Here is an 18,979-nt window from a genome sequence, read left to right as displayed (position 1 = left end):
AATATGGCGTTTCTCCATACAAAAAACCTATATTTTTCACAAATTGATTTCCATCAAAATAGTAGGGTTTCTATGTGCTAGATTGCGCACAGCTCAAAAAGATATAGATACCCGTGTGCTTCAAGGCGCTGAGTTTACTTGAAATCTCAGATCAGTTAGTAGGCACCCCTTTGGGTACGACATAATGAAGCCCTACGAAAGGAAATAAAAATGAAAAAAACAATCTGCAGTCTAGCAGTGGTTGCTGCACTCGTGTCACCAAGTGTTTTCGCTCATAAACAAGGTGACTTCGTTCTTCGTGTTGGTGCGGCGTCTGTCGTTCCAAACGACAGCAGCGATAAGATTCTTGGTTCTCAAGAAGAGTTAGAAGTTGACTCAAATACGCAGCTTGGTTTGACGTTTGGCTACATGTTTACAGACAACATCAGTTTAGAGCTTCTAGCAGCAACACCATTCAGCCACGATATTTCAACAGACTTGTTAGGTCTTGGTGATATCGCGGACACCAAACACCTTCCACCAACGCTTATGGTGCAGTACTACTTTGGCGAGCCACAAAGTAAGTTCCGTCCATACGTGGGTGCAGGTCTCAACTACACCATGTTCTTTGATGAGGGCTTCAATAGTACGGGTAAAGGCGCTGGTCTTTCAGATCTTAAGTTGGATGACTCATTCGGTCTAGCAGCGAATATTGGTGTGGACTACATGATCAACGATCAATGGTTCTTCAACGCTGCTGCGTGGTACGCAAACATTGAAACAGAAGCAACTTACAAAGCAGGTGCAGTGAAGCAAAAAACCGACGTCAAAATTAACCCTTGGGTATTTATGATCAGCGGCGGTTACAAGTTCTAAGAAAAACCAGTAGTTACACGCACATTACTATTATTGGCATGACTTTGGGGGCGGTTACGGGGACTGCCCCTCTTTTTTATCCTCGTTTTGATTGCACATCATTTACTCCACTTAGCAACATGCAAAATTGGATCTTTACCTTGCAGATCATTTTATTGTCGGAAGATCGAAAAGTCCTACACTGATCACATAATTGAACAAGTGGACAATATAAATGAGCGACGACATCGCAAAGCATTCCTCCTCCAGATCTAAGCTGGTAAAAACTCTTTTCTTTACTCTCTGTGTTATCGCATTTGGTGCGATGTATTGGTCTTGGCAGTATTCAGACAGTCACCCAAGCACGGAAGATGCCTACGTTAGGGCAAAAATTTTGTCGGTAGCGCCTCAGGTAAAAGGCCAAGTGGTTTCTGTGGATGTTAAAGATTTCCAATCTGTTAACAAAGGTGACCTACTGTTGAAGATAGATTCACGCCCATATTTGTTGGCAGTGAAGCAAGCAAAAGCGGCATACCAATTGGCGGTCCAGCAACATGACGTTGCCGATAAGCAGGTAACTGAAGCTGTTGCGGGCTTAGATGCGGCGCGCTCTAACCTGACAGAAGCGCAAGTAGAGTACAAACGTGCGGATTCCCTAGTGAAACGCAAACTGGCGTCGGACCAAGATTTAGATACGGCGAAAAACAAACTCGCCAATGCCCAAGCGAGCCTAGAGCAAGCGCGCGCGACGGTAGAAAAAGCCATTGCGAACCGTGGTGAAGAAGGCGCAGAGGCTGCGGTCGTTCAACAAGCTGCAGCACAGTTAGCGCAAGCGGAGCTGAACTTGAGCTACACCGACATTACGTCACCAGTGGATGGCATTGCCGGTGAAATCAATACGCACGTAGGCTCGGTCGTTAGCGTGGGTCAAACGCTGTTCCCTGTGATTTTAAAAGGCAGCTATTGGGTACGCGCGAATTTCAAAGAAACCGATCTTACGCATATCAAACCTGGCATGCATGCGGATGTGGTGATTGATATGTACCCAGACGTGGTGTGGAAAGCAACGGTAGAACAGCTGTCGCCTGCGAGTGGTACATCGTTCTCTTTGATGCCACCAGAAAACGCAACGGGTAACTGGGTTAAAATCAAACAGCGTTTCCCTGTACGTTTGGCATTAGAAGTACCGGCCGATGCGCCGCAACTTCGCGTGGGTGCGAGCTCAGAAGTCACCATTGATTTGCAAAGTAGCGTGCAATGAGCCATCAAATTACGGCAGACAAACGGGGGATTGCCACCGTCGCCGTGATGCTTTCTGCCATCATGGTGTTAATCGATATGACCGTTGCGAACGTGTCGCTATCGCACATGATGGGCGCGTTGGGCGCAACGGCAGACCAAATTACTTGGGTGCTGACGGGTTACAGCATGGCGGAAGCGATCTTCATTCCGATGACCAGTTTCTGGGTGTCGCGCTTTGGTGAACGCAAAGTCATGCTGGTTGCCGTGGTCGGTTTTGTGATTGCCAGTGCGCTTTGTGGGCAAGCACAGTCTCTTGAAGAGATGGTGCTATTTCGCATTATCCAAGGCGCTTTCGGCGCGTCGGTGATTCCATTGGCGCAGTCGACGTTAGTGCAGATCTATCCGTATGAGCAAAAAGGCAAAGCGATGGCGATTTTCTCCATCGGCATTTTGCTTGGTCCTATTTTGGGCCCAGTTGTAGGTGGTGTGATCACCGACAACATTAACTGGCGCTGGATTTTTTACATCAACTTGCCATTCGGTTTGATCTGTACCTCTTTGATTTATCGCTATATCCATATCGACAACAAATCCAAACCTAACTTTGACTGGTGGATCATCGGTTACATGGCGTTAGGTGTGGGCGCGTTGCAGTTTGTGTTGGATAAAGGGAATGAAGACGACTGGCTCGACTCACGTATGATTCAGACCGCGATATTGCTCGCAGTCATGGGATTGGTGATGTGGATCTATCGCAGTTGGAAAACCAAAAGTCCAATAGCGCCATTGTGGCTACTGAAAGACCGAAACCTTATGGTCTCGTCATTGATGATTGCCGTGGTGTCGATGGCGATGTTTGGTCTGACGACTCAACAACCAATGCTGTTGGAAAGCTTGCTGGATTATCCGGTCTCAACCACTGGTTTATTAATGGCACCGCGTGGGTTGGCGTCAGCGGCGATGTTGATTTTGGTGATTAAGCTCAATCCGCAATTCGATCCCAGAATCAAAATAGTCTTTGGCTTAAGCTGCATCGGGATTGGTAGTTATTTGATGACGCAATACTCACTGCAGATCGATACATTTTGGATTGTGATGCCGAGTATGATTCAGGGGATGGGGCTTGGTTTAACCTTCTCGACGCTGTCCACCTTGGCGTATTTAACGATTCCGAAAGAGCAATCTGTCGCGGCGGCAAGTATTTACAATCTGTTCCGTACTATTGGTAGCTCGTTTGGTATTTCTATCGCCACCACGTTCCAATATCGTGATAGTCAGCAGCAATGGCATGCACTGGGAGAGGGTATTAATCCTTATAATCCTAACTTGCATGACTGGGCGGCCAATCAGGGGCTTTCTATTACCGACCCGGTTGCGTTAGACCAATACCAACAGATGTTGCAGCAGCAATCGCAAATGGTCGCGTTTGTGCACACCTTCCAGCTTGTGGGAGTGATGTTCGTGATCATGATGCCGATGCTGGTTTTCATTCGGTCGCGTGAATAACATGAAGTTCCGGTGAATAGTGTAAGAGAACGCCTCTCAAGTTGTGTCAGCTTGAGAGGCGTTTTTTATTGGACAGTGCCAGTGAAAGAAGGACGTTTACTCAAACGTCACTTCGTCAAAATGCGGATTGGTTTTGAGCGCGCGCATTGCGACTAATTGTTCAGTCGGGAAAGCGGTGTGCTCACCATCCATATCTAAAAACAAGCACTCTTGTCGCTGCATGTCGTAGCCTGTGTCGAACGCGTTGCCCTGATGAGTTTCACCATTTTTTAGTGTGATCTCGATAGGGAGCTTAAACATACAGGCGATTTCAATAAAATCGTATTGGCTGCAAGTCACCATAGTTTTCTCCTTTCAAACCGACGCAGTATTCAGAAGGTTTGAGAACCGTATCCTTAAATAGGAGACGTTTGATTGAAACTGAATCTTCATCTTACACCTCATTTTGGTCACGAAATAGACATACACGCACGTTTTAATAAACCTACTGTTGAGCGTTCACAAGCGAGACAAAACTACGATATGTCTGAGACGACACTTAAGCGCACATACCTAACAAGTGAACAAAAGACACAAAAGCCAAGTTCACTGATGTCCCCTCAAACCTACGATGCGCAGTTGGCGCACCGTGTTCACCACTCGCCTCAATTTGAAAACGGCCGCGTTAAAAACGAGATGCCAAATGTCCCTAGCCCGCAATCATTCTGGCAGGTGTGTTGGAGCTATCTTGGTGGTAGAACGCCATTGAGTCCTAACGAACATCTGCCACATTTCCCAATTCAACCTACGCAGTTTGCGCAGCGAAGTGAATCGATGCGCGTTACTTGGCTGGGCCATTCCACCATGCTGGTGGAGGTCGATGGCATTCGAATTCTGACTGATCCGGTATTTGATTACGCTTCTCCGTTCATCGCAAAAGCGTGGTTTGAACGCAATATTCCCAATACCCATGCCAGAGATTGTTTGCCGATTCCTGAAATTATCGTGATTTCGCACGATCATTACGACCATTTAGAAGCATCGACCATACGTTTCTACGCCGATAAACCCGTGACGTTTTATGTGCCCTTAGGGGTTGGCAAGCATCTGATAAAGTGGGGCGTTTGCGCAGACAACATCGTGGAATTCGATTGGTGGGATAGCGTGCACTATGCCGGAACTGAACTGATTTGTACGCCTGCTAACCATAATTCGGGTCGTACTTATTTCGATAAAAACGCGACCCTGTGGGCTTCTTGGGTCATCAAAGGAAAAGAAGAGACGCTCTATTTTAGTGGCGATTCAGCTTACGATTCGCATTTTTCCGAGATCGCACTGCGATGTGGACCAATCGACATTGCCTGTTTGGAAGTGGCTGCCGATGTGAAAGGCCAAGGTTATCCGGTCGAAAACTGGGGACACATGCAGGCTCACCATACCGTGCAAGCGTTTCACGATTTAAATGCGAAAAAACTGTTGCCCGTACATTGGGCTACATACGAGCTATTTACTCACCGTTGGGACGAACCGATTTTAGATTTGCTTGCCCATTGTCAAAAAGAACATATAACGCTGCTGACGCCAATGCCGGGGGAGAGTTTTTACGTTCATCAAGAACATATAAATAAACAGTGGTGGCGAGAAAAAGAAATAGGTGAGCCAGCTAGAATTTTGACTTAATAATATGTTCTTACTTCAATAATTATTTGAGAAGTTAACCTTGTTATTTTAAAAATATAACAAGGTTTTTACTCGCTTACTCATCAATCACTTGAGGTTTTAACTCGACGACATTTCCTTCCGGATCATGTATATAGAGTGATCTACCGAACCCTTGTGCGCCATACCGCTTCGCAAACTCTTCGGTTTCAATGCCGCGCGCACGCAGATATTCCAGTAATTCATCCTCGGAAAAAGGCGCCAATTGCAGGCAAAAATGGTCAATATTACGACCATTTTGAACTGGTGGCTTACCGCCGAGTTGGCCCAATTCGCTGTCTACCGTCACTACATCAATCAATGCGTTACCTGCCCTAAGTTGAGTTAAACCAAGTTCCGTTACTTCGCGTTCGACAGGGCAGCCCAAAATGTCTCGATAGAAATGCAACATAGCATCGAGGTTACAGGTCCTTAATACAACATGATCAAGCGCTTTGATGGCGATTGGATTTTTGGTGGGCATGCTTCACTCCTTTTTGCATTGTGTTGAGGTAAGTATAAAGTGACCTTAAAAGTGGTGAGAGAAATGATCAAATTCCAGATGTTTTTTTCTAGAGCGAGTGCAGAAACACTGCAACTCAAAGCAAACAAAAAAGGCTAGCGTATTGCTAGCCTTTTGGAATATGGATGGGGCTATTACTCGTAATCAGAAGCGTAAGTTTCTTCGTAAGTGTGTGAGTAAAGCTCGAATAGGTTGCCGAATGGGTCTTCTAGGTAAACCATTTTCGCAGGCTTATTATCGTCTTCTGGATGGTAACGCATGATGTCCATGCGAACTTTGCCACCTAGTGCTTCGGTGCGTTTGATAGCACCTTCAAAATCGTCTGTCTGCAAACAGAAATGGAAGATACCGATGCGAGAAAAATCCACTTCATGGCGCTCTTGACGCTCTTTCATTTCGAATAACTCAAGGCCGATGCCATCACTTGTCACAAGGTGCGCAATGTTGAAGCCTTTAAAGCCTTCCCCAAAGACCGCAATACACATTCTGCCAATTGCCGTTTCGCGTTCTTCAATCACTTTCGTGTTGCCCATAACGACTTTTAGACCTAGCGCTTGCGTGTAAAACTCAACCGCTTTGTCCATATCTCCGACCATAATACCGACATGATTCATTTTCATTTGTTTGCTCCCAACATGTGTGTTTGAACGTTGTCTTGTTTCGATGTGGGAGAGTATATGGCGTGATGTTGATTACATGAAATTATCATAAATTATAAAAATGATAATTTTATTTAATGTTGTACATGTTGGGATTGAGTTAGTGAGCTAAGGCCTCAACAGCTTGCCTCACCGAGGTGAAATGAATCTTGATAATGCACCGTTGCGCGAGGCTGAATTCATGCGATTGGATTAATGACGTAACCTCTTCTACGGACAGCGTTCGTTCTTTTGGGTGTAAAAGAGTGGTGTTCGAACCATTGTTTTTCAATTCGAACGTGTTGCCATTTGAGTCAATAACGTAATCATCTTGCCCAAAAATGAGGGCTTCGCATTCAGAGTCCAAGTCGGATTGGGAATGCGTATAGATCAGCTCATCGTCGCCGTCTAGTTTTAGCAAGCATGGCCAGCATACTGCGTGGTCTCTCATGGTTAACTCATTATTCATTGTTATTTAGAAACTTGACCCAGGTTGTTGCAAAAATGCTAACTCTTCGGGAGTGCTCTTTCTTCCCAATATCGCATTGCGATGAGGATAGCGCCCAAACTGGTCGATGATGGCTTTGTGTTTTAGCTCAAAATCGTAGTTATTTTCAAGCCCTGATGCGCGAAACAATTTTTCAGCTTGGACATGAATGAGGCGAGATTCGCTGTGCATAAACGGCATGTACAAAAAGCTTAGCTGCTCAGGCGCTAATTCTTTGTCGTAACCTAACCGAATTGCCTCTTGAGCCAATGCTAATGCGAGTGGGTCTTGTGCAAACGCTTTTGGGGTGTTGCGATACACATTACGTGAAAACTGGTCGAGGACGATGATTTCGGCCAATCGTCCTTGTGCGCTGTTACGCCAATTAAACAGTTCACAACGAGCGGCTTGTTCTAATACCGAGGCAAATCGCGATGCAATACACTTGTCCAGTTCTGGGTTGTTTTCAAACCAATTTTGGGGCGATAGCTCCTCGAACCAAAATTTGATGACTTCTTGGTACATGGATCTTCCTTCTTATTGCATTAGCTAAAGAATAAAAAGCCAGAAGGCGAGCTCCTGGCTTTCTGCGTGTTATCGACCGTAAGTCTCTACGATGTAACGTTCAAAATCGTCACACATTTGTTCGTCAGAGATGGCGTTGCTTGCCAGCTCTTTACTGCCGTCGACGACTTTAATCGCGGCGTTCAGTGAAGCGACTGATGCTCGCTCTCGCGTCGCAAGTGAGTCGATTTTCTTCTGCTGCACTTCCCATGCCTGTTCTGGCGACAGGTTACACACGTCTGCAAGGTATTTGGCATTGAAGCCTTCGCCAGTCAGGCTGACAATGGTTTCGTTGTGCGACAAGTGATTGCCTGCGTGCCAGTAGTGTTTTGCCAGCAGTGGGCCAATTTCTGGGTTATCCGTCAGGTAACCAAACTTCTCAAGGAAGTATGCACGGGTCTGATACACCGCCATGTGCGCGAGTAGATAACCTTGATACGCACAAGCTGCTTCGTCGGATAGCAAATGTGGAATCGCCATCAGTGGGCGAGGGCTGCATTCCAAACCAAGGATCTGTTTTTCACAATCGCGAGCCAGCTTAGTGATGCGTTCTGGCGTTAACTCGTCATCGCTCAGTTGATATAACGCGCGTTCAAAGTACGGCACAACCAAGATGCTACGTTCTTCATAAGCTTTGAATGGCTGACGACTGTTGATCATCGCTTGAATAATCTCATCAGGAACCGGATTCCCTTCATCATCCAGTGCGTACTGTTTTAGCCAATCGGCATCGGTTAACAGGCTATCACAGAACATCGACTGAGTTTCTGCATAAGCCATTGACGTCGGCGAAAACTCCTGCGAGAAACAAGGCGCGTTCATTTTTACGTTCGCAAAGTGTGCTGCGTGGCCGCCTTCGTGGAACAGCGTGTTAATGCCATCGTAGCCACTGCCCACTTGGTCTGGTTTGGCATTACTGGTGAAGTTCACCTGCGCTGCGACCCATTCGCCTTGATTATAGAAAGAAGGGATAGGGCCGTGGCAGAACCCGTTCGGGTACTTACCTTTGCGATCTAGTAAATCCAGCGTTAGCGTCGCGCCAGAGTAATCAATATTTAGGCGACCAAATGATTCTACCCAGCGTCTCAGAGATTTTGAGAACGGCACGTATGGGTCAAGGTCACGCATAACGTTACCCGCGAATGAGTAAACAAAGTTGTAGCCTGCTAGTGCGCTTGCGCCTTTCTCTTTCGCCAAGTTTTCTAAGCTGTTTAGGTGCGCATCTCGCGTGCGTTGTTCGAAATCTTCCAAAATCTCGAATAGCTGCTCAGTGCTCATCTTTTCCGTTTTTTGCACGGAGTAATCAAAGAAAGTCGCATAACCCAGTGAGCGAGCGAACTGGTTGCGCAGTTTGATCAGTTCAATAAAGCCGTTTTGCAGTAGCCATTGTTCAAGGTTCAGCAACGCTTGATGAGCCGATTGGCGAACTTCTTCATGATTGCTGGTGCGAATGGTTGAGCTTAATACTGGAAGTGAACCTTCTACTTGCTCGCCGTTCTCATCGGTAAATGTTTGTACGTGGTTCTGTTTTTTCTCGAAGAGCTCAGCTTCAAAGGCAATGAGCTGATTTTTCAACGCTTGTGCTTTTTCGCCCTCGATAGCGTGAGATTCAAACATCGCCAGCCAACCAGATAGACCCGTAATGGTTTGTTGTTTCTCTTGTGGGTCGGTAATTGAGTCCGCGGCTTCAAGTTGTTGTTTGATGGCAGTAATTTGCTCGGCGTTGCTTAAAAAGCTTGTCCATGCCGTTTGTGCTTGCGTCGAGCCATCATGGTCATCGCTGATCCCCATGTAAGTTTCCCAAAAGAAATCTTCTTTGGTGCGGTGAATCGCAAGGTAACGTTGATTGAGGTCGTTGAGGTAATCCGTTGCGGTCATTTTGATCCTTCAAATGGTTTCGTTATGTAGACAGTTGATTATTGCACGCTTGGTCGCGAGAAAGGAACGCTAATCTCATTTGTCGATTTTGCATCGCGTAAAGGTGATTTTACTATTTGTTTACATTTGGGTGAGTTAATAGGAGTTATGAGCTTGCAGTGTTAAGACTGGTATAGAGTTTACAGTTTATTAAGTAATTAATCTGCGGTGCGCTATCGATGATCCTTATCAGGTGTAATAAGATTTCCATATCGTGGCGATACAGTTGGAAACGATATGATAAATAAGACAAAAGTTACGTTATTGGCGGTAGGTACGATTTTAGTTGGATGTTCCACAGTCGCGCCACCAAGAAATGATGCGGTTGAAAGCATTCAACAAAAGTGCTCTGTGATTTTAAGCAATGATGTTGCGGGCGATCAGCGCTGGCAGACGTACAACGGCTTGCTTGTAGAATATGCCGTGCATGGCGTTAAGAGTCAGGCACAACTGGAACGTTTTGAAGCGTTTGTGCAGAGAGTGCAAGATGATGAGTCTGGACAGTTAGTTACTGAGTTGATTGAGGTCACCGACTGGGGATGCTCAAACGGCAATTATCTTGAAGAGATGAGCTTGTTTATTCAAGAAGTTCAAAAGTAAAAAACCGAGCGTTAAGTCGCTCGGTTTTTCTGTTTGTGGAACGCTTTTGTACGCCGGTTCGTCAGGACGTTTACTCCTCTGGATACTCGCCCATACCTTGCGTTTTACCTTCCGCTTTCCAATGCTCTCCAGGAGCAAATGCTTCATCGCATAAATCTACGGTGTAGCCCATTTCTGTGATTTCCTTCAAAGTGAGGTTATCAGCAATATTTGCAACTTCCCCCGATTTATTCCGTAACTCCATGTTGATCTCTCCTCTGTAGGTAGACGAGTGGCATCAATGCACAGTGAAGAATGCATTGCTAACCTTTGTTCTAAGTATATAACCCTCTGCTAAAAATGAAGGTTTAATCCACTTTTTAAATATGGTTAATTGGATAATGCTTTGAGCTGCTTCCGTTATTTAGAACCGCAGCATCGCGATAGTTTGCCATTTGTGATTTATTGAGTGATTAAACGGTCAATTTGGAAACTCGAAATGGTGATTCTCGACCACGCTTTAGCACAACAAATTGTTGATCGAACCATGTCCATCATTGGTCACAATGTGAATGTGATGAACTCGGCAGGCATCATCATTGGCAGTGGCGACCCTAAACGTGTTGGGCAAGTGCATGATGGCGCGGTACTGGCGCTGAATCATGGCGATTCGCTAGAGCTTAATGAGCAGCAATGTTTGACGTTGCAGGGTGTCAAACCCGGTATCAATATGTTGTTGAAATTACATGGCGACGTGGTCGGTATTGTTGGCGTCACAGGCGAGCCGGAGAAAATCCGAGATTTTGCAAAACTGGTTAAAATGACCGCTGAACTGACAATCGAGCAAGCTGCGCTGGTGGAAAAATTTCAGTGGGACAGACGTCATCGTGAAGAGTTTATTCTGGCTTGGATCAATGGCAAATTGACCGATGAAGAGCTGAAAGATTGGGCGATGCGTCTTTCTATCGATGTTACTCAATCACGGGTGGCAACGGTGATTGAAGTCTCGACGCCGTCCGCCTCGAAAAGCATGAAGAGTGTGCGCAATATTGTTGAGCTGCTTGAATACCCAGAGCGTAACAACCTAGTTGCGATTGTCTCAGTGAATGAAATTGTGGTGCTGAAACCGTGTCATTCCGCCAAGCAGTGGGATAGCCAAATCGAAAGTGAACGCATTGATAAGTTGATGTCGCGTTTAAGCGATCACGATTCGCATACGTTTCACATTGCGCTAGGACAGCTGTTTAATGAGCCTAAAGATGTCGCGTTGTCATACCAAAGTGCGAAGCAGGTATTAGCTATTGGCAAGCAGTTCTACCCAGAGAAACGTAAGTACCTGTTCGATGAACTTCGTTTGCCTGTTTTGTTAGCGCCGTTGGCGGATATTTGGCAAGGTGAACAAATTATTGATGGTGTGAAACGGTTGAAAGAGAAAGACAAATCTGGGCAATTATTGAAAACCCTAGATGCACTGTTTGAATGCAATGGCAATGTAACAGAATGCTCTAAAATGCTGTTTATTCACCGGAACACTCTGCGCTATCGGTTAGAGAAAATCACCGAGATAACAGGGTTGCCAACCACCAATTTTGTGGGGTTAGCGGAGCTTTATATTGCGACTCGGCTCTCAAAAATGGCGTGATGTTGTGCATTTGCACAATACGCGTTATTTTTTGACCACATCATTTGTCACTCCGCCTAAAGGAATTCGAAAGCAAACGATTAATAATTCATGCGTCCCTACATGTTGAGTGAGCCAACACGGACTCGCTCAGCAAAATAAGAATAAATGGAGTTATCATGAACCTTATATTAATCCTGCTTGGGGTGATCGCATTTATTGTGCTCACGACCACCAAACTCAAATTACATCCCTTTTTAGCGCTGATCATCGCGGCGTTCCTTGCGGCATTTGCTTACGGCTTACCGGCAGATAGCATTGCCAAAACCATTGCTTCTGGCTTTGGCGGCATCCTTGGTTACATTGGTTTGGTTATCGTTTTGGGTACCATCATTGGTGTTATTTTGGAAAAAAGTGGTGCGGCGATCACCATGGCCGATACGGTCATCAAAGTGTTGGGTGAGCGTTTCCCAACATTGACCATGAGCATCATCGGTTACATCGTTTCTGTTCCAGTATTTTGTGATTCAGGCTTTGTCATTCTGAACTCGCTCAAAGAATCACTCGCTAAGCGTTTAAAAACCTCAAGCGTTGCGATGAGTGTGGCGTTGGCAACTGGCCTATACGCAACGCACACGTTTGTGCCGCCAACTCCTGGCCCGATTGCCGCTGCGGGTAACTTAGGCCTGGAATCTAACCTTGGTTTAGTGATTGGTGTGGGTGTGTTTGTTGCAGCGGTTGCGGCGTTAGCGGGGATGTTGTGGGCGAACCGATTCCAACATGTTGAACCAGATGGCATTGAAGCCGCAGAAGAAATTCAGCAAGACTGGCAAGCACTCAAAGCGTCTTACGGCAAATTGCCAACGGCGAGCCAAGCATTCGCTCCTATTTTTGTTCCTATCTTATTGATCTGTTTTGGCTCTATCGCGAAATTCCCAAGCCTACCGCTGGGCGAAGGTTTTGTGTTTGATGTTCTGACTTTCTTAGGGCAGCCACTAACGGCATTGGTGATTGGCCTGTTCCTTTCTGTTCGCCTACTCAAATCAGACAACAAGATTGAAGAATTTGGCGAGCGAATCAGCCAAGGTATTACGGCTGCTGCGCCTATTCTTTTGATTACTGGTGCTGGTGGCGCATTTGGCGCGGTATTAAAAGCCACGCCGCTAGGTGAATACTTAGGTACGACGCTATCGGCGCTGGGCGTGGGTATTTTCATGCCATTTATCGTTGCGGCTGCGCTAAAGTCGGCGCAAGGTTCATCAACGGTTGCATTGGTGACCACATCGGCTTTGGTTGCGCCTATGCTTACGCAATTGGGGCTCGATTCAGAAATGGGCCGCGTATTAACGGTGATGGCGATCGGTGCTGGTGCGATGACGGTTTCTCATGCAAACGACAGTTTCTTCTGGGTAGTTTCGCAGTTTAGCCGCATGTCGGTGGGCTTAGCGTACCGCGCGCAAACCATGGCTACGCTCGTTCAAGGTGTCACGGCAATGGCATTGGTGTACATTTTGAGCCTCGTTCTCTTATAAGTCTCTGGAAATACGTATGAAAGTGGTAATTGCACCTGATTCATTTAAAGAAAGCTTAACCGCCAAACAAGTGAGCGAGGCGATCAAAACAGGTCTTGCTCGCGTATGGCATGATGCTGAGTTTGTTACGGTTCCGGTCGCAGACGGTGGCGAAGGCACGGTTCAATCTTTGATAGATGCAACTCAAGGCGAACAAGTCTTCACAACAGTGACCGCGCCATTAGGGAATGATGTTGAAGCGTTTTATGGCATTCTCGGCGACGGCGAAACCGCGGTTATTGAAATGGCGGAGGCCAGTGGGCTACACCTTGTGCCGAGTGATGCTCGCGACCCAAAACTGACCAGTAGCATTGGTACTGGACAGCTGATCAAACACGCGCTAGATAGAGGTATTCAACGCTTAATCATTGGTTTGGGCGGCAGCGCTACCAATGATGGTGGCGTGGGCATGTTGACCGCGTTGGGGGTGGCGTTTCTTGATGAATCTGGTCATGCAATTACCCCAAATGGAGGCGGGTTAGCGGCGCTTGCGTCCATCGATATTTCTGGTCTTGACCCTCGTTTAGCAACTTGCGAAGTGTTGGTAGCGTGCGATGTTGATAACCCACTCTGTGGTGACAAAGGCGCGTCGGCTATCTTTGGCCCGCAAAAGGGAGCGACCGTATCAGACGTTACTCTGCTCGATAACGCATTGCGCAAGTTTGGCGAGTTGACGGAACAAGCGACGGGTAAGCATGTACTGACTCGTGAAGGGGCGGGTGCTGCTGGTGGTATGGGCGCGGCCTTGCTCGGGTACACGCCAGCACGTTTGCAACCGGGAATTGAGATTGTGCTTGAAACGGTCAAACTTGCTCAGCATGTTGCGGATGCGGATATCGTATTTACAGGCGAGGGTCGAATCGATCATCAAACCGCACATGGCAAAACGCCGATGGGCGTTGCTCAGGTCGCCAAGCAGTGTAATTTACCAGTCATTGCATTAGCAGGCTGTGTGGGCGACAACTATCAGGCGGTTTATGAGTGCGGCATTGATGCGGTGTTTGCTTGTGTACCAAGGGCGATGAGCTTACCTGAGGCCATGAAAGAGGCCGACGTCAACGTTGCTAACTTAGCCGAAAACGTCGCGAGAATGTGGCAAATTAAGTCGCACTGAAGGCGATGACGATATGAAAAACTCCACCTTTGCGTGGAGTTTTTTGTTGTTACGTGTTTGCGTGTGTAGGCATAAGTTCATTTAGCAAGAGCGAGTTAACAGGCATGCTTTGCTATCAATTTTGCCAGTGTTTGCATCGCTTGACTCCAATCGGTTTCATGACCAAAGTTTGCCACGCTGAGGCGTACGCAATGCCGATATTGCCCTTGAGTGCCAAATACGGTGCCGGGAAGTAGGCTGATTCTGTGCTTATTGCATGCTTGATACAACGCATAGCTGTCCGTGTCTTCGGGCAGTCGCAACCAAAGTAAGAACGAGCCTTGTACGGCGTTGATCTGGTATCGATTTTTTAGAGGTTCGTATTCATCCAAGTATTGATGAAGCATCTGGATAAATCGTCGCATGTTGTTTTGATAAACCCGACCCATTCGCGCAGTATGCGTTCGATACTTGCCTGACGTTAGAAACGTTGCCACGGCGGATTGCATCAGGTTCAAACTGCCCATGTTCTCACACAGTAGATATTGCTCAATTTGATCTCGATATCGCCCCGCCAACATCCAACCAATTCTCAAACGCGAATCGAGCGTTTTGGATAACGAATTTACGTAAATTACGCGTTGCTTGTCATCGAGCAATCTCAAGCTTGGCAACGGCTTATCATAACTTAACCCGCCAAACACATCGTCTTCGATAATAGGAATATTGCCGGACGCCAATAGTAATTGTTGACGCTTTTCTAGCGGCATCATGGCACCAGTTGGATTGGTGAAGTTTGGCGTTACGATGATCGCTTTTATGTCCCATGTCGCCATTGCTTTTGCTAAGGCTTCGGGGCACATACCGTCGCGTGGGCAACTCGGAATTTCCACCACTTTGAGGCCGAGTGATTCTAGCATCAATAAGTTGCCAAAATAGCAAGGGGACTCCACCGCGACGATATCGCCTTTTTGTGTCGTTGCGCGCAGCGCTAGGCTAATGGCTTGTTGCGCGCCGTGCGTCACCATGATCTCATCCAACTTGGCTGGCGTGCCCAAATCTTGTGTGATTTTCGCTAGTTGTTTGATTAAGAGGTGATCACCGGGTGGTAATTGGTAATGGCTCGGTACATGCGTTTGCTGGCGGCTGTGGCGGCCGATCTCGGCGTACAAGCTTTTGATCGCGGGGGAATCAATGTTTGGGTGGGCAGAACCGGTAGGCAAACGCTCTTGGTATTCAGGATAAGTAAGGATTTCTTTGCAGATCGAGAGCAAATCCACGCGAGTCGGATCCGGAATTGAGCGAGAGGTCGGCAAAGCGACTTTAACTCGATAACCCGATTTGGGAACCGAGTACACCAAGTTTTGTGCTTCCAGCTCTTGATACGCACGAATCACGGTATTTTTACTGACGTTTAATTCTTGGCTCAACGAGCGAATGGAGGGCAGTCGATCATCCGCCTGATAAACGCCACCACTGATGGCTTGTTTGAGGTGTTTTTCCACCACGAGGTACTTATTCCCTTCACCGCTTCCCAATAAATCTGTACCCATAAAAACACTTCCATCTGTCACTTTTTGAAAACACTGTACCTAATTACATTAGCAGTATCTCAAAACATAAAACAAGCGTGAGTGAGGCGATCATGTTAATCCGAGCCATCCCTTTTGTATTTGTCATCCTTTGGGCTTCTGGATTCGTTGGTGCGCGTTTTGGTTTGCAATATGCCGAGCCAGCGACACTACTTTCTATCCGTATGGCATTCAATGTCTTATTGTTTTTGGTTCTTGTGGCGGTATTGCGTAGAAGGTTGCCGACAGGAAAAGATTTATGGCACAGCTGTGTGGTTGGTGCATTGATCCACGGTTTCTATCTGGGCGGTACTTATTTCGCTATCGCCTTAGGTATGCCTGCGGGGTTGAGTTCGTTGCTGGTGGGTATTCAACCGATTTTAACCGCGGCTTTGCTGGTGGTGTTTGTTCGTGAGGAATTTAAACCCTCGCAATGGTTGGGTTTGGCTCTTGGTTTTGTCGGTATCGCTATGGTGTTGATGGGCAAAATGGAGTGGCAATCCGAGCAGCATAAAGTGTTGGCCATTGGTTTGTGTTTGTTGGCTTTGGTTGGTATCACGCTAGGGACGCTTTATCAGAAAAAACATTGCCAACAAGTGGATATGGTGGGTGGTGCGACGGTGCAATATTTGGCCGCGCTCGTCATGTTTCTGCCCGTTGCGATGCAGTTTGAAACCATGCAAGTGCAGTGGGAACTGGAGTTTATTTTGACTGTGTTGTGGTTGGTCGTCGTGCTCTCTTGTGTAGCTATTCTACTGCTGCTGTACATGGTTAAGAACGGTGCTGCATCGAGCGTAGCTTCTGTATTCTACCTGGTGCCGCCAACGACGGCGATTCAGGCTTGGCTCGCGTTTGGAGAGTCATTTGATTGGATGGGGATTTCTGGTTTCGTACTGGCAGCTACGGCGGTGTATTTGGTGGTTAAAAAGCCGGATCTGACGATAAAGAAATCGATTCAAACAGAATATACCTAAATTGGGTAGGGACATTTGCGTACCAGTGGGTACAATCTGCTTCATCTTAATCCGTGGAGCAGAATGATGAAGGTAAAGCCAGATCGAATGACCGCCATGCGTAGCATCATCGAGCAAGTAAAAGCGGAACTACCAATTTATGAACCAGAAACGTTTGTATGTGGACCAGAAGGGCAGTGCATTGGCTGTCCGAAGAAATTGTTGGAAATGGTCGATTCAGAAGTCACTTATTGGGAGTCAGCCATGGAGCGCGGCATTGTTCCGCAGTTCGATGAGATTCGTCGTTTTGGCAAAATGTGCACGAATGTTCGTCGTGGTCTGGTGCGAAATAATGTGCCTTTACTCAGTAACTAGAGAGTAAAAATCGTCTAATATCTGACACATAGCGTCGTTTTGTTACACTGCTCTTTGGGTGCTGTTCTCAAGTTTGCGTGGTGTTTGTCTCTTCTTACCCTTTGGGCCTTTAATCGTAAAAAATTGGCGATATATTGGCTCGGTCTCACATGGATGTGGGGCTATTGTCTTGGGCTAGTTGAGATAAGAAACGTGAAATCAAAGGGATTTACGCTGATGGAAATCACCATAGTGCTTACCATTTTGGCTTTCATCGCATTAGCTGCTTTACCAGTACTACTCGATATTCATCGCCAAGCATACGCTGCGATGCTGCACAGTTCTCAGTCTTCTTTGGGTACGGCTCTCAAGTTCTTCCATGCTCAATCAGTGATTGATAACGCTTACGGCCAAGAGCACGTTCACTACATTGACCAACAAGTCAAAACACGCAAAGGCATGCCAGAAGCGAGTGCCGATAGTATTCGAGCTTTGTTAGAAATCGATCTACCAGCCAGAGGTTACTCGAAAATTGACGTGCCGTGCAAAGGCAGTGATTTTTGTATCATCGGTCAGCAGCACCCGAACAGCGCTCATTTTGTCGCGATTCCTGATTATCAGTTCTTAGATAAATCGGGCGTTGATCGCGTGGTGTACATTTGGCCGCAGGGTTACACATTGGCAGAAGAAGCGTGCTATTTCTACTACGTGAATCAAGCCTCTAACGATTCAATTGTTCGAGGGCATGTGACGCAAGGGTGTTAACCTCGAATAAGTGTTGCGAACAACGGTTATCGTGACTCTACAAATCGGGGTTTTTCGAACGGCTTTGCGCTTTATACAATACCATTTTTTGACTCATCAAGACTTTACCATTTGGCAAGGTCACTTCCCCAAGTTCCCCCTGATGTTCAAATCCAAACCGTTCATACAAAGCAATCGCTGGTGTGTTGGTTGTGTATACGTAGAGTGTGATTTGGTCGTAACCAAATTCCCAACCACGTGCGATCGCGACTGCCAATAGTTTCCGCCCCAATCCTTTGCCTCGGTAGTTTTTGTCGATGTGAATACCAAGAATACCGACGCGAAGGCGTTGCCCTCTTTCGTAACCGCACATCTCAGCTGGGTAGATTTCAACACTACCGATAAGTTTTTGGCGGTCAAACGCGACAAACTGAGGGATGGACTCGTTTTCCACACGTTGCAGGATTCTGCGAAGCGTTGCGTTATCGGGTGCAGGAGAAATCAAAAATTCCCCTTCGGAGTACACTCGATTCCACAGCGCGGTGAAGCGCGCGATATCGCTCACCTTGATGGATCTGATTTGCATTCATCTTCCTTGATTAGTGCAGGTTAGTAACGGTTAGGGGATAAGCTCAGATAAACAACGAATTTGGTTAGGAATGGCTTCGGCTGGTGCATCAGCGCCCGTTGGGTTAAACCAAATTGTGTTTACGCCCGCTTTCATCGCAGGGTAAATATCTTTGTGAGGTAAATCGCCAACCATGGTTATTCCACTCACGTTAACCCCTAACTGTTTTGCGATGGCGAGATAAAACTCAGGTTGGTTTTTAGCGATGCCGAGGTTGGCAAAACAAAAATAGCCATTTAAGTATTGGTCTAAGTCGACGCGAACAAATGCACGCTGAACCTCTTCCATGTTGGAATCAGATGCACTGGTCGCAATGTAGATGGGATGATTTTGGGAAAGTATTGCCAGTGTTTCTCTGGCTTGAGGAACAGCTTCTACGTGTTCCCAATCGCACATTTTTCCTTGTGCGTGAGGGAAATCTACCATCAAGGTGTTCCCCCAATCGAAAAGATAAATCATGTTCGAATCTCCTTATCC

General features: G+C 46.7%; 21 protein-coding genes. 11 read left to right on the top strand and 10 right to left on the bottom strand.

Annotation, left to right across the window (positions count from 1 at the left end):
• The first annotated feature begins 210 nt into the window (after nucleotides 1–210).
• The 3 genes from ompW (at nucleotide 211) to R7Z78_RS19275 (ending at nucleotide 3,582) form a co-directional block, all read left to right on the top strand.
• Complete coding sequence (gene ompW, locus R7Z78_RS19285; RefSeq protein ID WP_104976342.1) at nucleotides 211–855, top strand: outer membrane protein OmpW; 645 nt, start codon at nucleotides 211–213, stop codon at nucleotides 853–855.
• 214 nt (nucleotides 856–1,069) lie between these two features.
• Nucleotides 1,070–2,095, top strand: coding sequence for an HlyD family secretion protein (locus R7Z78_RS19280; protein ID WP_104976341.1), 1,026 nt, complete (start codon nucleotides 1,070–1,072; stop codon nucleotides 2,093–2,095).
• Complete coding sequence (locus R7Z78_RS19275) at nucleotides 2,092–3,582, top strand: MDR family MFS transporter (RefSeq protein WP_033907201.1); 1,491 nt, start codon at nucleotides 2,092–2,094, stop codon at nucleotides 3,580–3,582. The genes R7Z78_RS19280 and R7Z78_RS19275 overlap by 4 nt, the downstream gene beginning before the upstream one ends.
• 96 nt (nucleotides 3,583–3,678) lie before the next feature.
• Here R7Z78_RS19275 and R7Z78_RS19270 read toward each other — a convergent pair whose 3' ends face one another.
• The gene (locus R7Z78_RS19270; protein ID WP_005374351.1) at nucleotides 3,679–3,924 is read right to left on the bottom strand and encodes a Rho-binding antiterminator; all 246 of its coding nucleotides are present in this window, start codon (nucleotides 3,922–3,924) and stop codon (nucleotides 3,679–3,681) included.
• 180 nt (nucleotides 3,925–4,104) lie between these two features.
• Here R7Z78_RS19270 and R7Z78_RS19265 point away from each other — a divergent pair, with 180 nt between their 5' ends.
• Nucleotides 4,105–5,241 carry an MBL fold metallo-hydrolase gene (locus R7Z78_RS19265; protein WP_104976602.1) on the top strand — a complete coding sequence of 379 codons (1,137 nt, stop codon included), beginning with the start codon at nucleotides 4,105–4,107 and terminating at the stop codon, nucleotides 5,239–5,241.
• Nucleotides 5,242–5,317: 76 nt separating this feature from the next.
• On the opposite strand, the gene R7Z78_RS19260 is transcribed toward R7Z78_RS19265, so the two are convergent.
• The 5 genes from R7Z78_RS19260 to R7Z78_RS19240 all read right to left on the bottom strand — a co-directional run bounded on the left by R7Z78_RS19260 (nucleotide 5,318) and on the right by R7Z78_RS19240 (nucleotide 9,349).
• Entirely contained in the window at nucleotides 5,318–5,743 is a 426-nt protein-coding gene (locus tag R7Z78_RS19260) for a VOC family protein (protein WP_017634369.1), read from the bottom strand.
• 173 nt (nucleotides 5,744–5,916) lie between these two features.
• Nucleotides 5,917–6,402, bottom strand: a complete 486-nt coding sequence (locus R7Z78_RS19255; RefSeq protein WP_005374344.1) for a VOC family protein — start codon at nucleotides 6,400–6,402, stop codon at nucleotides 5,917–5,919.
• 139 nt (nucleotides 6,403–6,541) lie between these two features.
• The gene (locus tag R7Z78_RS19250; protein WP_033907198.1) at nucleotides 6,542–6,871 is read right to left on the bottom strand and encodes a DUF4144 domain-containing protein; all 330 of its coding nucleotides are present in this window, start codon (nucleotides 6,869–6,871) and stop codon (nucleotides 6,542–6,544) included.
• A gap of 24 nt (nucleotides 6,872–6,895) precedes the next feature.
• Nucleotides 6,896–7,432, bottom strand: coding sequence for a DUF924 family protein (locus R7Z78_RS19245; protein ID WP_017821016.1), 537 nt, complete (start codon nucleotides 7,430–7,432; stop codon nucleotides 6,896–6,898).
• Between the two features lie 69 nt (nucleotides 7,433–7,501).
• The gene (locus R7Z78_RS19240) at nucleotides 7,502–9,349 is read right to left on the bottom strand and encodes a M3 family metallopeptidase (protein WP_064376360.1); all 1,848 of its coding nucleotides are present in this window, start codon (nucleotides 9,347–9,349) and stop codon (nucleotides 7,502–7,504) included.
• A 276-nt stretch (nucleotides 9,350–9,625) separates the two neighbouring features.
• Here R7Z78_RS19240 and R7Z78_RS19235 point away from each other — a divergent pair, with 276 nt between their 5' ends.
• Nucleotides 9,626–9,988 (top strand): hypothetical protein, encoded by a 363-nt coding sequence (locus R7Z78_RS19235; protein WP_017634365.1) that lies wholly within the window; start codon nucleotides 9,626–9,628, stop codon nucleotides 9,986–9,988.
• A 70-nt stretch (nucleotides 9,989–10,058) separates the two neighbouring features.
• On the opposite strand, the gene R7Z78_RS19230 is transcribed toward R7Z78_RS19235, so the two are convergent.
• Nucleotides 10,059–10,232: a hypothetical protein gene (locus tag R7Z78_RS19230; RefSeq protein WP_005374332.1), complete on the bottom strand. Its 174-nt coding sequence runs from the start codon at nucleotides 10,230–10,232 to the stop codon at nucleotides 10,059–10,061.
• Nucleotides 10,233–10,466: 234 nt separating this feature from the next.
• Between R7Z78_RS19230 and R7Z78_RS19225 the strand changes: the two genes are divergently transcribed.
• From R7Z78_RS19225 to R7Z78_RS19215, 3 genes are all read left to right on the top strand, one after another.
• On the top strand, nucleotides 10,467–11,609 hold the full coding sequence (locus R7Z78_RS19225; protein WP_081107476.1) for a sugar diacid recognition domain-containing protein: 1,143 nt from the start codon (nucleotides 10,467–10,469) through the stop codon (nucleotides 11,607–11,609).
• 158 nt (nucleotides 11,610–11,767) lie between these two features.
• Complete coding sequence (locus R7Z78_RS19220) at nucleotides 11,768–13,120, top strand: GntP family permease (RefSeq protein ID WP_054575250.1); 1,353 nt, start codon at nucleotides 11,768–11,770, stop codon at nucleotides 13,118–13,120.
• 16 nt (nucleotides 13,121–13,136) lie between these two features.
• Nucleotides 13,137–14,273 (top strand): glycerate kinase, encoded by a 1,137-nt coding sequence (locus R7Z78_RS19215; RefSeq protein WP_042522351.1) that lies wholly within the window; start codon nucleotides 13,137–13,139, stop codon nucleotides 14,271–14,273.
• Between the two features lie 95 nt (nucleotides 14,274–14,368).
• Here the strand turns inward: R7Z78_RS19215 and R7Z78_RS19210 are convergent, their stop codons facing one another.
• Complete coding sequence (locus tag R7Z78_RS19210; RefSeq protein WP_054575249.1) at nucleotides 14,369–15,805, bottom strand: PLP-dependent aminotransferase family protein; 1,437 nt, start codon at nucleotides 15,803–15,805, stop codon at nucleotides 14,369–14,371.
• A 92-nt stretch (nucleotides 15,806–15,897) separates the two neighbouring features.
• Between R7Z78_RS19210 and R7Z78_RS19205 the strand changes: the two genes are divergently transcribed.
• From R7Z78_RS19205 to R7Z78_RS19195, 3 genes are all read left to right on the top strand, one after another.
• Nucleotides 15,898–16,797, top strand: coding sequence for a DMT family transporter (locus tag R7Z78_RS19205; RefSeq protein WP_005374320.1), 900 nt, complete (start codon nucleotides 15,898–15,900; stop codon nucleotides 16,795–16,797).
• 66 nt (nucleotides 16,798–16,863) lie between these two features.
• On the top strand, nucleotides 16,864–17,151 hold the full coding sequence (locus tag R7Z78_RS19200; RefSeq protein WP_005374318.1) for a hypothetical protein: 288 nt from the start codon (nucleotides 16,864–16,866) through the stop codon (nucleotides 17,149–17,151).
• Between the two features lie 153 nt (nucleotides 17,152–17,304).
• On the top strand, nucleotides 17,305–17,895 hold the full coding sequence (locus tag R7Z78_RS19195) for a type II secretion system protein (RefSeq protein ID WP_225452350.1): 591 nt from the start codon (nucleotides 17,305–17,307) through the stop codon (nucleotides 17,893–17,895).
• 37 nt (nucleotides 17,896–17,932) lie between these two features.
• On the opposite strand, the gene R7Z78_RS19190 is transcribed toward R7Z78_RS19195, so the two are convergent.
• Together R7Z78_RS19190 and R7Z78_RS19185 are read right to left on the bottom strand one after the other, a co-directional pair.
• Nucleotides 17,933–18,460, bottom strand: a complete 528-nt coding sequence (locus R7Z78_RS19190; protein ID WP_104976338.1) for a GNAT family N-acetyltransferase — start codon at nucleotides 18,458–18,460, stop codon at nucleotides 17,933–17,935.
• A 33-nt stretch (nucleotides 18,461–18,493) separates the two neighbouring features.
• On the bottom strand, nucleotides 18,494–18,961 hold the full coding sequence (locus R7Z78_RS19185) for an HAD family hydrolase (protein ID WP_005374312.1): 468 nt from the start codon (nucleotides 18,959–18,961) through the stop codon (nucleotides 18,494–18,496).
• Nucleotides 18,962–18,979 lie beyond the last annotated feature (18 nt).

Origin of the sequence: Vibrio sp. 1167 (assembly GCF_033340375.1) — a bacterium.
Taxonomy (GTDB): domain Bacteria; phylum Pseudomonadota; class Gammaproteobacteria; order Enterobacterales; family Vibrionaceae; genus Vibrio; species Vibrio alginolyticus.
This window is presented reverse-complemented; position numbering and strand designations above follow the sequence as displayed.